Source organism: Pseudomonas idahonensis, assembly GCF_037903935.1.
Lineage (GTDB): Bacteria > Pseudomonadota > Gammaproteobacteria > Pseudomonadales > Pseudomonadaceae > Aquipseudomonas > Aquipseudomonas danubii.
In genome coordinates this window covers 4,652,286-4,666,871 of the sequence record NZ_CP149586.1, presented here as the reverse complement: position 1 = coordinate 4,666,871, position 14,586 = coordinate 4,652,286, and the positions used below count along the sequence as shown (strand labels likewise).

Here is a 14,586-nt window from a genome sequence, read left to right as displayed (position 1 = left end):
CGAGCACTTTGTGGCAAGTTGCAGCCCCCCAAGGAGTCGTTGTAAATGGCAAACCCCTATCGCGAACTGTTCAAGGCCCCCGGCAGCCGGGCGTTCGTCCTGGCCGGAATGATCGCGCGCATGCCGATCTCCATGACCGGCATCGGCCTGATCACCATGCTCGCGCAGCTCCATGGCGGTTATGCCCTGGCCGGTTCCGTGGCGGCCACCTTCGCCTTGGCCACGGCCTTCTGCGCGCCCCAGGTGTCACGCTGGGTGGACCGCTTCGGCCAGGGCAGGGTGCTGCCCCTGGCCGCGGGCCTTGGAGGTGGCGCCTTGCTGGCCCTGCTGCTGTGCACGCGTTTGCAGGCCCCGCACTGGACCCTGTTCATCTGCGCCGCCCTGGCCGGCTGCATGCCCAGCATGTCGGCCATGGTCCGCGCCCGCTGGACCGAGCTGTACCGTGGCCAACCGCAGTTGCAGACCGCCTACGCCCTGGAATCGGTGCTCGATGAGGTCTGCTTCATCATCGGTCCCCCGGTGTCGGTGGGCCTGTGCGTGGGGCTGTTCCCCGAGGCCGGGCCCCTGGCCGCGCTGTTGATGCTGGCCCTGGGGGTCAGTGTGTTCGTCATGCAGAAAAGCACCGAGCCGCCGGTGCACCCCCACGAGGAGGGGCATACAGGCTCGATCATTCGCTCCGCTGAAATCCGCCTGTTGATCCTGTTGATGGTGGCCATGGGCACCATAGTCGGCGTGGTGGATGTGGTCAGCGTGGCCTTCGCCCAGCACCAGGGGCAGCCGGCGGCGGCGAGTGTCGTGCTCTCGGTGTACGCCATCGGCTCGTGCCTGGCGGGCATTGCCTTCGGCGCGCTGAAACTGGCCACGCCCTTGCCCCGGCTGTTCATGTACGGCGGTATCGCCACGGCCCTGGCCACCTTGCCGCTGCTCTGGGCGAGCAACATCTTTGGCCTGTCCCTGGCGGTGTTCGTCGCCGGGCTGTTTTTCTCCCCGACCCTGATCGTCGCCATGGCCCTGGTGGAACGCATCGTGCCCCCGGCCAAGCTCACCGAGGGCCTGACCTGGCTGGTCACCGGCCTGAGCATTGGCGTGGCCCTGGGGGCGGCGGGGTCCGGGCTCCTGGTGGACCATTTCGGCGCCCGCAGCGGCTTCTGGCTGGCCCTGGGCGGTGGCGCGGTGGTGCTGGGGGCGGCGTTGCAGAGCTATCGACGCCTGATGCGCGATGCCCCTGAGCCGGATGCCACCTGAGTCCGACGTCAGCTGAATCCGACGTCGCCTCAAAACCACCAGCAAGCGTGTGGCCTGAGTGGGCGCCTCCTGCTGGCGTGTGCCTGAGCGTGGTCGGTGCGTTCATCCGGCCAGGCGAAGTGGGTATTTCCCGACCATACTTTCCCCACGTTGCCTGACCTGTGCGTCGCGGCCGCGTTTTTTCTGGCCGGGAATTGCACATGAATTATTTCAGCATACGAGCACGGCTCATTGTTCTTATCGTTCTGATGCTGGTGGGCAGCCTGGCGATAGGGGTTTCGGGTCTGCTGGGGGTAGAGGGGGTTCTGGGGCGGCTCAACAGCGTCTATCTGGATCGTGTAGTGCCCTTGCGGGACTTGAAGCAGGTGGCTGATCTGTACGCGGTGAATATCGTGGACAGCAGTCACAAGGCTCGCAATGGCAGCTTGTCATTCAAGGAAGCTCTGCAGCGGGTGGAGGAGGCCGAGCAGCAGGTCGCGGACATCTGGAAGGCCTACAAGGCCACGTTGCTGATCGATGAAGAGGTGCGCCTGATCGAGCGCATCGAGCCCTTGATGGCCCAGGCCAAGCAGCCATTGCACAAGCTCAAGACCTTGCTCGGCAGCGAAGACAAGGCCGGCTTGGCGCTGTTCACCGCCCAGGAACTGTATCCGGTGATTGATCCGCTGTCAGAGGACTTCAATCAACTGATTGCCGTGCAACTGCAAGAGTCGTCTCGCAGTTACGAACAGGGCAAGCGGGTCTACGAGAACAATGTGCTGTTCACCTGGGGACTGCTGCTGATTCTCCTGTGTGGCGGTGGCGGCTTTGCGTGGTTGCTCAGCCGCAGCATTACCCAGCGCTTGGACGGCCTGCAAAAGACGGTGGCCCGCACCGCCTCGGGGGATTTGCGTGAGCCGGTGAAGGTCGCCGGTCGCGACGAGATCAGTCAGGTCCAGCTGTCGCTGCAGAGCATGCAGAACACCTTGCGCGATACCTTGCAGGCGATTCAGGCCACCGCTACGCAATTGCACAAGCAAGCCCAGGGGCTGCGTGTGACCGCGACCAGCAACAAACAGGGCATCAGCCAGCAGAACCAGGAAATCGAGCTGGCCGCTAAAGCGGTCAACCAGATGTCCCTGGCGGTGGATCAGGTCGCTCGCAACGCCAACCTGACCTTCGACTCCACCCGTGATGCGCAGCGCGAGGCCCGTTCAGGGCGTGAACAGGTGGGGCAGACCTGCCTCACCATCGAACAGCTGGGACAGCGGCTGCAGACGACGTCGGGCACCATCACGCGGCTGGCCGATGAAGTGTTGTCCATCAGCCGAGTGCTGGAAGTGATTCGCGCCATTGCCGAGCAGATCAACCTGCTGGCCCTCAATGCGGCCATCGAGGCCGCCCGGGCAGGCGAGCAGGGGCGAGGGTTTGCCGTCGTCGCCGACGAAGTCCGAGCGCTGGCGCAACGCACCCAGAGCTCCACTGCGGAAATCGAAGGCATGATCACCTCCGTTCAGGCCACCAGCCGTGAGGCGGTGCAGGCGATGGTCGCGAACAATGAGTACGTCGAACGCAGCAACGCGAAGGCGTTGGAGGCTGACGGGGTGCTGGCGCAGATTGCCGAGCGCATCGTTCAGATCAACGAAATGAACCAGGCGATTGCCAGCACCGCAGAGCAACAGGCGCTGGTTTCCCGGGAAGTCGATCAGAATCTGCTGGCGATTCGCGACGTGGCGGCACACAACGTCGACAGCGCGGCACAGACTTCCAGCGTCAGCGACCACTTGGCGAGCCTGGCAGGAGACCTGCATGGCCAGGTCCAGCGCTTCCAGCTATGAGCACCTTGGGCCGGCTCGCCACGCTTACGCTGCGGCGCAGACAACCGGTTAGCGCCGGCCCATGGGTTGCCGTCCGCTTGCCGGGGGCGAGCGCGCCCTAATTTGTCCGCCTTGCACTGCGTTTCCTTAACAGATCATCTGTCGAGGGATAAACCGTGACCCAATTGAACCTGCTGTGCCTGCCGTATTCCGGCGCCAGCGCCATGGTCTACAGCCGCTGGCGGCGCAAGCTGCCCCAGTGGCTGCACCTGACACCCGTGGAACTGCCCGGGCGCGGCGCCCGTTACACCGAGCCCCTGCACACCGACATGCGGGTGCTGGCGATGCAGCTTGCCCGGGAAATCCAGAGCACGTTGCGCGCGCCCTATGCCCTGTTCGGCCACAGCCTGGGGGCCTTGCTGGCCTGTGAGCTGGCCCACGCCCTGCGCGCCCTGGGGTGTCCGGAACCGGTGGCGCTGTTCGCTTCCGGGACAGCGGCACCGACCTTGCGCAGCGAATACGACCGAGGGTTTGCCGAGGCCAAGACTGACCAACAGCTGATCGAGCAGCTGCGCACCCTCAATGGCACCAGCGAAGAGGTGCTGGCCAACCAGGAACTGATGAGCCTGACCTTGCCGATCCTGCGGGCCGACTTCCTGCTGTGCGGGCGTTTTCGTCCGCTGCAGCGCCCGTTGCTCAATTGCCCGGTGCATGTGCTGGGGGGCACGACCGACCGCGCCACCACCGAACAACTGATTGGCTGGAGCCAGGAAACCTGCGGCAGCTTCTCCGTGGACATGCTTGCGGGCGGGCACTTCTTCATTCACGAACAGGAAACCAAGGTGCTGAGCCTGATCAAGGGCCACCTGGAAGTGCACCGCCGGCGCCACCTGCAACCGGTAGCAGGCTTCCTGTAGCCGCTGCCGCAGGCTGCGCACGGCCCGCAGGGACGCAAAAAAACCTGAGGGCTCCAAAGGTTCGACTGGCGATCGCCAAGCAAGGCCCTTCGGGCCTTTGCGCAGCCTCGCGGGCTCGGCAGCGGCTACAGGGAAGAGGGGGCGGTTGCTGGGGGCTCAACCCAGGGACATACCCAGGCGCCAGTAACCCATCAGGGTCAGGTTGCGCCGCTCCTGGCCGCGCTCGTTGATCAGGTGGCGGCGGATGCTCATCACCGTCGCCGACTCGCCGGCTACCCAGGCATAGAAATGGTTGTCTGCCGGCGCTGCGGTGTCCCAAAGCCGTTGCGCGTCGTGGCGCTCGGAGACCTTGAGCGGCCGTCGGCCGCTATTGGCCGGCGGCAGCTCGGCCAGCTCCCGGGCGGCGTGGATCAGGGTTTCACCGTGTTGGGCATTGAGCACGTCCCGAGGCAGCCAGTTGACCCGGGTCTGCGGATTGCAGCGCAGGTCGATGCAGTCGCTTTCGTAGGGCACCTCGATGAACACCTGCACGTCCGGGTAATCCGGGTAATCCTGCAACTCCTCCAGAATCCCGGCGATGGCGGGCAGGGCGGTTTCATCGCCCATCAGAAGCACCTTGCGAATCCCCGCCGGCGGCAACCACTCATAACCGCCGGGGTCGCCGCTGTAGGCCTTGTTCGGCACCACCATCTGCAGGCGGTCGCCGGGCCGGGCGTGGGTGGCCCAGGCGGAGGCCGGCCCGTTGACCCCGTGCAGCACGAAATCCACATCCATCTCTGCCGGCTGCATGCGCAAGGCACGAATAGTGTAAGTGCGCATCGGTGGCTGCTGCTCGGCCGGCAACTGGCGCCGGGCCGCTTGCCAGTCGCCGTCCACTGGCAATTGCGCAGGCGTGCCGTCGGCCCCGGGAAACAGCAGCTTGATGCGCTGGTCCGGGGCCAGGGTGCGGGCCTGGGCGATGTCCTCGCCGCCGAACACCAGGCGGGTCATGGAGGGGCTGAGGTCGATGCGTTGCTTGAGTTCGACGTTGATCAGCCGGTAGCTCCGGGGTTGTTGGGCGCCGGCACCTACCAGCTTGCGCAAGCCATTTGCCAGTGAGCTGGCCAGGGAAGTGGCTGAGGACATGATCGCGACCTTATTAAGGGGAAGGTCCTGATTTGACGAGCCGCAAGCGCTGGAATTTACCGTGCAAGCCCTGATCTGCCTGTCGCGCAGAGGGTTAATTTTTCACCAGGCCCATCCGTTTCGTAGGGATAGCCGAGCCAACGCTCGATACCCAACATGTACGGATGAATCCAGATGAACGCTGAAAAGTCCCTGAAACTTGCACGCCGATTTATCGAGCTGCCGCTGGAGAAGCGCCGGTTGTTCCTCGATAGTCTGCGGGCGGAAAATATCGACTTTTCGTTGTTTCCAATCCCGGCCGACGTGGCCGTGGAGGACCGTCAGGAACTGTCCTACGCTCAGCGGCGCATGTGGTTCCTGTGGCAGCTGGACCCCGAGAGTGGCGCCTACAACCTGCCGGGGGCGGTGCGTCTGACAGGGGCGCTGAATCACCAGGCGCTGGAGCAGGCATTCGCCGCCCTGGTGGCGCGCCACGAGACCCTGCGCACGGTGTTCAAGCGCCACGCCGACGATCGTCTGGAGCAGGCTGCGGCAGAGGTCGAGCTGGCCGTGCAATACCTGGATCTGAGTGCAACCGACGCATCGGAACAGGAGCAGGCGGTGGCGGCACAGGCGCAGCAGCAGTCGCTGCAGCCGTTCGACCTGGCAACCGGTCCGTTGCTGCGGGTCAAGCTGATCAGGCTGGCCGCCGAGGAGCACGTGTTGCTCCTGACCTTGCACCATATCGTCTCTGACGGCTGGTCGATGAACGTGCTGATCGACGAGTTCATCCGTTGCTACGACGCCTTCGAACGGGGCGATCAGCCGCAACTGCCGGCGTTGCCAATCCAGTACAGCGACTATGCCCTGTGGCAGCGGCGCTGGCTGGAGGCGGGGGAGCAGGCACGGCAGCTGGAGTACTGGCAGGCGCAGTTGGGGAGCGAGCATCCGGTGCTGGAACTGCCCACTGACCATGGACGCCCGGCGATGCCCAGCTACCGTGGCACCCGCTATGACTTTGCCGTGGCGCCGGAGCTGGCCGAGCAGCTGCGGGCCCTGGCCAAACAGCACAACGTCACCCTGTTCATGCTGTTGCTCGGCGCCTTCAATGTGCTGCTGCACCGTTACAGCGGCCAGGGCGATATTCGCGTCGGCGTGCCCATCGCCAACCGCAACCGTGCCGAGGTCGAAGGCCTGATCGGCTTTTTCGTCAACACCCAGGTGCTGCGTACCCAGCTCACCGGCCAGACCCGGGTCAGCGAACTGCTGCAGGCCGTCAAAGAAGCGGCGCTGGGTGCCCAGGCTCATCAGGACCTGCCGTTCGAGCAACTGGTTGAAGCCTTGAAGCTGGAGCGCAACCTGAGCCACACACCGCTGTTCCAGGTGATGTACAACCACCAGCCCCAGGTGGCGGATATCAGCACGGTACAGACGGCGTCCGGGCTGGAGCTGGGCCTGGTGCAATGGCAGAGCCGCACCACCCAGTTCGACCTGACCCTAGACACCTACGAGAAGTCCGGCAAGCTGCACGCCGCCCTGACCTACGCCGATGATCTGTTTGACGCCGGCACCATCGCGCGCATGGCGCGGCATTGGACCGCGCTGCTGCAAGGCATGCTGGAGGATGCCGAGCAGCGCATCGGCGAGTTGCCGATGCTCGATGCCCGGGAGCGCCAGACCCTGGTGCACGACTGGAACGCTACGGCGCAGGCTTACCCCACCGGGTTGAGCATGCCGCAACTGATCGAAGCTCAGGTCCGGCGTACCCCCGACGCCTGCGCCTTGGTGTTCGGCGAGCAGCAACTGAGCTACGCCGAACTGGATGCCCGAGCCAATCGGCTGGCTCGCTTGCTGCGTGAGCAGGGTGTGGCGGCGGATGTGCTGGTGGGCATCTGCATCGAACGCTCCATCGAAATGGTCGTGGGCCTGCTGGCGATCCACAAGGCCGGTGGCGCCTACGTGCCCCTGGACCCGGAATACCCCCGGGACCGCTTGGCCTACATGATCGAGGACAGCGGCATCCGCCTTTTGCTGAGCCAGCGTTCGCTGCTGCCGCTGCTGGATTTCCAAGCCGATGAAGAGGCGCTCAAGGTCATCCTTCTGGACCAGGATCAGGACGCGCTGCTGGCTTATGACAGCGGCCCGCTGGAGACGCTGGTCGACCCGCTGAACCTGGCCTATGTGATCTACACCTCGGGTTCCACCGGCAAGCCCAAGGGGGCGGGCAACAGCCACGCGGCGCTGGTCAACCGTCTGTACTGGATGCAGCAGGCCTATGGCCTGGACGCCAGTGACGCGGTGCTGCAGAAAACCCCGTTCAGTTTCGACGTCTCGGTCTGGGAATTTTTCTGGCCGCTGATGACCGGTGCCCGGCTGGTGGTGGCGGCCCCGGGGGCTCACCGTGAGCCGGCGCGCCTGATCGACACCATCATCGACCACGGCATCAGCACCCTGCACTTTGTGCCCTCGATGCTCCAGGCCTTCATCCATGAGCAGGGCGTGTCGGCCTGCGCCAGCCTCAAACGCATCGTCTGCAGTGGCGAGGCCTTGCCCCTGGATGCCCAGCAGCAGGTCTTCGCCCGATTGCCGGGCGCTGGCCTGTACAACCTCTACGGCCCGACCGAGGCGGCAATCGACGTCACCCACTGGACCTGTGTCGACGAAGGCGCAAGCAGCGTGCCGATCGGCCAGCCGATCGCCAACCTGCGCACCCATGTTCTGGATGCCCAGTTGCAACCGGTACCGGCGGGTGTTGCCGGTGAGCTCTATCTGGGCGGCCTCGGGCTGGCTCGCTGTTATCACCGGCGCCCGGCCCTGACCGCCGAGCGCTTTGTACCTTGCCCCTTCCACCAGGGGGCGCGGCTGTATCGCACCGGCGACCGGGTGCGCCAGCGGGCCGATGGGGTGATCGAATACCTGGGCCGCCTGGACCATCAGGTCAAGCTGCGGGGCCTGCGCATCGAGCTGGGTGAAATCGAAGCCCGGCTGATGCAGCACCCGAGCGTGCGCGAGGCCGTGGTGCTGGTGCAGAACGCCAAGCACCTGGTGGCGTATCTGGTGTTGCAAGAGGGCGCCCAGGCCCAGGCTCAGGCCCAGGGGTGGACCGACGAACTCAAGGCCTGGCTGGCCAGCAGCCTGCCGGAGTACATGGTGCCCCATCACCTGCTGGCCCTGGATCGCTTGCCGGTGACCGCCAACGGCAAGCTCGATCGCAGGGCCTTGCCGCTGCCCGAGGCGGCGCCGCAACTGGCCTACGTGGCCCCGGAAAGCGCCATGCAGAAGGCCCTGGCGGGCATCTGGTGCGATGTGCTGGGGCTGGCCCAAGTGGGTCTTGACGATAATTTCTTTGAACTTGGCGGTGATTCGATCATCTCGATCCAGGTGGTCAGTCGCGCCCGTCAGGCCGGGGTCCGTCTGGCGCCCCGGGACCTGTTCCAGTACCAGAGCGTGCGCAGCCTGGCCCAGGTCGCGGTCCTCGACGATCAGCCGCAGATCGACCAGGGACCAGTGACCGGTGAGGTGCCGTTGACCCCGGTACAGCACTGGTTCCTGGCTCAGGAGGTGCCTCGACCGGGGCACTGGAACCAGTCGTTGCTGCTGGACCCGCGCCAGCCCTTGCAGCCAGCGCTGTTGCAGGCGGCGCTGTTGCAGGTGGTCAATCATCACGATGCCTTGCGCCTGCGCTTTGTCGGCACGCAGCAGGGTTGGCAGCAGGCCTATGCCGAGCCTGCCAGCCACTTCGACCTGTGGCAGTGCCGGGTCGAGCATGACCAGGCCCTGGCGGCAGTGTGCGACGAGGCCCAGCGCAGCCTGGACCTGCAAGCCGGCCCGCTGGTGCGCGCGGTCCTGGTGGAGCGCGAGTCGGGTCGCCAACAACTGTTGCTGGTGATCCACCACCTGGTGGTGGATGGGGTGTCCTGGCGGGTGCTGTTGGAGGACCTGCAACAGGCCTACCGGCAGTTGGCGGAGGCTCAGGCGGTGCAACTGCCGCCCAAGACCAGCGCCTATCAGGCCTGGGCCCGGCGTTTGCAGGAGCATGCGCCGCAGCGCGAGACCGAAATGCCGTACTGGCTGGCGCAGCAGAGCGGAGCCGGCGACTTGCCCTGCGACAACCCGGCGGGCGGCCTGCAGAACCGTCATGGCCGCAAGATCGAGTCGCGACTGGATGTGGGATTGACCCGCAAACTGCTGCAGCAGGCTGCGAGCGCCTATCGCACCCAGGTCAACGACCTGCTGTTGACCGCCCTGGCTCGCGTACTGTGCCGCTGGACCGGGCAGGCTTCGGCCCTGATCCAGTTGGAAGGGCATGGCCGCGAGGACCTGTTCGACGATCTGGACCTGACCCGCACCCTGGGCTGGTTCACCAGCCTGTACCCGGTGCGCCTGCAGCCAGCCGAGCAAGCCGGGGCCGCGATCAAGGGGATCAAGGAGCAGTTGCGCGCGATCCCCGGCAAGGGGCTGGGCTACGGCTTGCTGCGCTACCTGGGCAGCCCGGCCCAGCGTCAGGCGCTGGCGGCATTGCCGCAGCCACGCATCACCTTCAACTACCTGGGCCAGTTCGACCGCCAGTTCGATGAGCAGGCGTTGTGGACGCCGGCCAGCCAGAGCAGCGGGCAGGCCCAGGACCCACAGGCCCCCTTGGCCAACTGGTTGACCCTGGAGGGCCAGGTCTACGGCGGCGAACTGGCGTTGCAGTGGGGCTACAGCGAGGAAATGTTCAGCGACGCCAGCATCCAGCAGCTGGCCGATGACTACCTCGCCGAGCTGCGCCTGCTGATCGAGCACTGCTGCGGGCTGGACCAGGCTCAGGCTACGCCTTCGGACTTCCCGCTGGCACGCATCTCCCAGCAACAGCTCGACGCGCTGCCGGTGCCGGCGGCCGCCATCGAGGACCTGTATCCGCTGACGCCGATGCAGCAGGGCATGCTGTTCCATACCCTCTACGAGCCCCAGGAACAGGCGTACATCAACCAGTTGCGCCTGGACATCCACGGCCTTGATCCCCAGCGTTTTGCCGATGCCTGGCAGAGTGCCCTGGATCGCCACCCGATCCTGCGCAGCAGCGTGCACTGGGAAGGGCTGGACTCTGCCCATCAGTTGGTCAGGAACCGGGTCAAGGTGCCGTTGCAGGTCTTGGCATCGGCCCCGGCGGATCTCGATCGATTGGCCGCGCAAGAGCGTTCCCGGGGGTTCGAGCTGGACCGGGCGCCCTTGCTGCGCCTGCTGCTGGTGCCCATCGTCGACAACCACTGGCACCTGATCTACACCTGCCACCACCTGCTGCTCGATGGCTGGAGCAATGCCAGCCTGCTGGCCGAAGTGATCCAGTTGTACGGCGGGGCCCGCTTGCCGGCGCCCCAAGGCCGCTATCGCGACTACCTGGGCTGGTTGCAGCAGCAGTCGGCCCCGGCTGCACAACAGTTCTGGAGCGAGCGCCTGCATGCCATGGACTCGCCGACCTTGCTCGCCGACGGAGTGCGCAGGCCGGTGTCGGGCAGCGGCCATGGGCAGTACCTGGAAGGGTTCGACCAGGCGCTGACACAGCGCCTGGGCAGCTTTGCCCGGCAGCAGAAGGTCACCCTCAACACCGTGCTGCAAGCCGCCTGGGCGCTGTTGCTGCAGCGGTACTGCGCGCAGCAGTGCGTAATCTTCGGTGCCACCGTGGCGGGGCGTTCGGCGCCGCTGCCGGGTATCGAGCAGCAGTTGGGGCTGTTCATCAACACCTTGCCGATCATTTGCCAGCCACGTTCGCAGTGCAGCGTGGGGCAATGGCTGGAGCAGATGCAGGCGCTCAATCTGGGCCTGCGCGAACACGAGCACGTGCCGCTCTACGAGATCCAGGGTTGGGCCGGGCACCAGGGCGCCCCCTTGTTCGACAGCCTGCTGGTGTTCGAGAACTTCCCCGTGGCCCAGGCCCTCAAGGAGGGGGCTCCGGCAGGGCTGCAATTCTCCGGCCTGGCCAACCACGAACAGACCAGCTATCCGCTGACCCTGGGCATCGAGTTGGGCGAGCACCTGAGCCTGGACTTCAGCTATGACCGCAGTCGTTTCAGTGCCGATCAGGTCCAGGGCTTCTGTGCCCAGCTGCGGCATTTGCTGCTGCAGTTCATGGCCGATCCCGGCGCGGCCCTGGGGGGCTTGCAGTTGTTGAGCGAACAGGCGCGCCAGGACTTGCTGCAGCACAGCCAGCTGGCCGAGGTGGTGCCCGCCCAGGCGCCGCTGGTGCACCAGCGCATCGCGGCGCAGGCGGCGGCCACGCCCGAGGCGCTGGCGCTGGTGGTTGATGGCGAGTCACTGGACTATGGCCAGTTGAACGCCCAGGCCAACCGCCTGGCCCATTGTCTGCAAGCCCAGGGGATTGGCCCGGGGGATCGGGTCGGCCTGGCACTCAAGCGCGGCCCGCAACTGATCGTCAGCCTGCTGGCGGTGCTCAAGAGTGGCGCGGCCTATGTGCCCCTGGACCCGCAATACCCGCAAGAGCGCCTGGCGTTCATGATTGCCGACAGCCGCCTGAGCCTGCTGCTCAGCGACACCGGCACCTGGGCCGCGCCGCTGCTGCCCGACAGCGTGCTGCATTGGGATCTACCGAGCCTGGCGCAACGCTTGAGCCATTGCTCCGGCGCCGATCCGCAGAACCGCGCCAGCCCGCAAGACCTGGCCTATGTGATCTACACCTCGGGCTCCACCGGGGTTCCCAAGGGCGTGGCCATCGATCACCGAGCCTTGTCGGCGTTCTGCGAAGCGGCGGCTGATTATTCGGCGCTCACCGCTACCGACAAGGTGCTGCAATTCGCCACCTTCAGCTTCGACGGTTTCGTCGAGCAGTGTTACCCAGCCCTGTGCCTCGGCGCGGCCCTGGTGATGCGCGGCGACGAGCCCTGGGCCGTCGAGCAACTGGCGGCGGTGATCGTCAGCCAGGGCGTGACCCTGGCTGACCTGCCGGCGGCTTACTGGCACTTGCTGGCCAAGCAGTGCATGGCCGACGGTATCCGCAGCCTGGGGCGCCTGCGCCAGGTGCATGTCGGTGGCGAGGCGATGTCGGTGGAGGGCTTGCGCCTGTGGCACGCCGCTGGGCTTGGGGGTGTACGCCTGCTCAATACCTACGGCCCGACCGAGGCCACCGTGGTCTCCAGTGTCCACGACTGCCGGGAGCAGGATGCCAGCGAGGTCTACGGCATCCCGATCGGCCAGCCGATCATCGGCCGCGCCCTGCGGATCATCGACGGCGACCTCAATCTGCTGCCCGAAGGCGGCACCGGGGAGCTGTGCATCGGCTCTGCATCGAGTCTGGCCCAGGGTTATTTTGACCGGCCGGGACTGACTGCCGAACGCTTCATTCCCGACCCCTTTGCCGGTCAGCCCGGCGCCCGGCTGTATCGCAGTGGCGACCTGGCGCGTTACAACCCGCAAGGGGCGATCGAGTACATCGGCCGCATCGATCATCAGGTGAAGATCCGCGGCTTCCGCATCGAACTGGGGGAAATCGAGGCGCGCCTGTCGGCTCGGCCAGATGTGCGTGAGGCGGTGGTGCTGGCCGTGCCGGCCAACAACGGCATGCAACTGGTGGCCTATGTGGTGCCCTCTGCGTTGCCTGGGGATACCGACGACGGCCTGGGCAATGCTCAGGCACAGGCCGAGCGTTGCGCGCTGATCAAGGCCGGGCTCAAGGAAACGCTGCCGGATTACATGTTGCCCAGCCACGTGCTGCTGTTGCCGCGCCTGCCCCTCAACCCGAACGGCAAGCTGGACCGCAAGGCCCTGCCCAAGCTGGACTTGAGTGCCTTGCAACAAGCCTATGTGGCCCCGCACAGCAAACTGCAGCAGCAGGTGGCGGCGATCTGGCAGGGTGTGCTCGAAGTCGAGCGGGTCGGCCTGCAGGACAACTTCTTCGCCCTGGGCGGGCACTCGTTGCTGGCCACCCAGGTCATAAGCCGGGTGCGGCATGAGCTGGGCTTGCAGGCGGCGCTGCGAACCCTGTTCGATGCGCCCGACCTGCAGGCCTTTGTCGCCGCCCTGGGCGTCACTGAGGCTCCGGAGGCGGCCCCGGCCTTGTGTCGGGTGGATGACTCGCGGCCACAGCCGTTGTCCTTTGCCCAGCAGCGCTTGTGGTTCCTCTGGCAGTTGGAGCCGCAGAGCTCGATGTACAACATCGCCCGGGCCCTGGAGTTGCGTGGCGAACTGGACATCGAGGCAGTGCGGCAAGCCTTCGAATCGCTGATGCAGCGGCATTCGGTATTGCGTACCACCTACAGCGAGGTCGAAGGCGAGAGCTGGCAGCACGTCCATCGCCACCTGCCGCTGTCGTTCGTGTTCGATGACCTGTGCGCCTTGCCAGTGGCCGAGCGCGAGATCATGGCCCAGCAGCAGTTGCAGCAACAGGCCGCGGAGCCCTTCGACCTGATCGCCGGTCCGCCGATGCGTGTACGCCTGCTGCGGCTGGAGCCGCAACGGCACCTGCTGCTCATGACCCTGCACCACATCGTCGCCGACCACTGGTCGTTCGGCATTCTGCCGACCGAGTTCGTAAGCCTGTATCACGCCCATCGGACCGCCACGGCCAGCCCGTTGCCGGAGCCGGCCCTGCATTACGTGGACTTCGCTGTCTGGCAGCGGCAATGGCTCGAAGGCGGTGAACTGCAGCGTCAGCTCGATTACTGGCGTGATGTCCTGGGCGATGACCATCACCTCACACGCTTGCCCGCCAGTGCCACGGTGCAGCCAGGGCAGGCGCCGTCACCCTTGTGCGATCTCCACGAGTTCCATTTTTCGGCGGCTCAGAGCCAGGCGCTGCGTGCCTTTGCCAGTGCCCAGGGGGTGACCTTGTACATGCTGCTGCTGGCAGGTTTTGCCCTGGTGGTGGGGCAGCGCAGCGACAGTTCGCGGGTGCGTCTGGGGACCGATATCGCCAACCGCAATCACGCCGGCGTTGAAGATCTGGTGGGCTTCTTCGTTAACCAACTGGTATTGCAGATAAGTGTCGAGGAACAACAGTGCGTCAGCGACTTGTTGCAGGTGACACGGAGCACGGTCATCGGTGCCTCGGATCACCAGGACCTGCCTTTCGAGCGCCTGGTGGAGGCGCTGCGTGTGGTCCGGCGCGCCGGTCGTTCGCCGTTGTTCAGCATCAAGTTCATCTATCAGGAAAGCCTCGATCAGCCCTTGTCGATCGACGGCCTGGACGTGCAGCCGGTGGCTGCCGGCAGGGCCGCGGCGGAGCTGGACCTGGTGGCCGAGTTCGTCAATGCGCCACAGGGCATCTACCTCGGCCTGAAGTGCGATGCAGGGCTCTACACCGCCGCGGACATGGCGTGCCTGTTCGAGCAGTTGCAGGCGGTGTTCGAGTTGATGGTGATTGATACCCAGGCGCCGCTGGCGGCGTTGCTGAACCAGGCACGGGATATCCAATACCTGCGTGAGCGAGACCAGCTGCAACAGCGCCAGGCCCTGCTCAAGCAACAGCACCCGATTCAGCGGCGCCGTCCAGGACGGGTGCCGGTCGAGTGAAGCCATATTGAAGAATCATG

5 protein-coding genes are annotated in these 14,586 nt (G+C 65.7%); 4 read left to right on the top strand and 1 reads right to left on the bottom strand.

What is annotated here, in order from left to right; translation table 11 throughout:
• Nucleotides 1-45 precede the first annotated feature (45 nt).
• From WIN67_RS20885 to WIN67_RS20875, 3 genes are all read left to right on the top strand, one after another.
• A complete protein-coding gene (locus WIN67_RS20885; RefSeq protein ID WP_110597166.1) occupies nt 46-1,245 on the top strand; it encodes an MFS transporter in 1,200 nt (399 codons plus the stop codon).
• 200 nt (nt 1,246-1,445) lie between these two features.
• Nucleotides 1,446-3,062 carry a methyl-accepting chemotaxis protein gene (locus WIN67_RS20880; RefSeq protein ID WP_339069986.1) on the top strand — a complete coding sequence of 539 codons (1,617 nt, stop codon included), beginning with the start codon at nt 1,446-1,448 and terminating at the stop codon, nt 3,060-3,062.
• A 155-nt stretch (nt 3,063-3,217) separates the two neighbouring features.
• Complete coding sequence (locus WIN67_RS20875) at nt 3,218-3,958, top strand: thioesterase II family protein (RefSeq protein WP_306409168.1); 741 nt, start codon at nt 3,218-3,220, stop codon at nt 3,956-3,958.
• Between the two features lie 156 nt (nt 3,959-4,114).
• Here the strand turns inward: WIN67_RS20875 and WIN67_RS20870 are convergent, their stop codons facing one another.
• Nucleotides 4,115-5,083 carry a siderophore-interacting protein gene (locus WIN67_RS20870; protein ID WP_339069985.1) on the bottom strand — a complete coding sequence of 323 codons (969 nt, stop codon included), beginning with the start codon at nt 5,081-5,083 and terminating at the stop codon, nt 4,115-4,117.
• A 174-nt stretch (nt 5,084-5,257) separates the two neighbouring features.
• Between WIN67_RS20870 and WIN67_RS20865 the strand changes: the two genes are divergently transcribed.
• Complete coding sequence (locus tag WIN67_RS20865) at nt 5,258-14,566, top strand: amino acid adenylation domain-containing protein (RefSeq protein ID WP_339069984.1); 9,309 nt, start codon at nt 5,258-5,260, stop codon at nt 14,564-14,566.
• The last annotated feature ends 20 nt before the right edge of the window (nt 14,567-14,586 follow it).

Bases quoted from the DNA above. Each gene is read 5' to 3' on its own strand.
- WIN67_RS20865 (WP_339069984.1), top strand. From the start codon at position 5,258: ATGAACGCTGAAAAGTCCCTGAAACTTGCACGCCGATTTATCGAGCTG.
- WIN67_RS20880 (WP_339069986.1), top strand. From the start codon at position 1,446: ATGAATTATTTCAGCATACGAGCACGGCTCATTGTTCTTATCGTTCTG.
- WIN67_RS20885 (WP_110597166.1), top strand. From the start codon at position 46: ATGGCAAACCCCTATCGCGAACTGTTCAAGGCCCCCGGCAGCCGGGCG.
- WIN67_RS20870 (WP_339069985.1), bottom strand. From the start codon at position 5,083: ATGTCCTCAGCCACTTCCCTGGCCAGCTCACTGGCAAATGGCTTGCGC.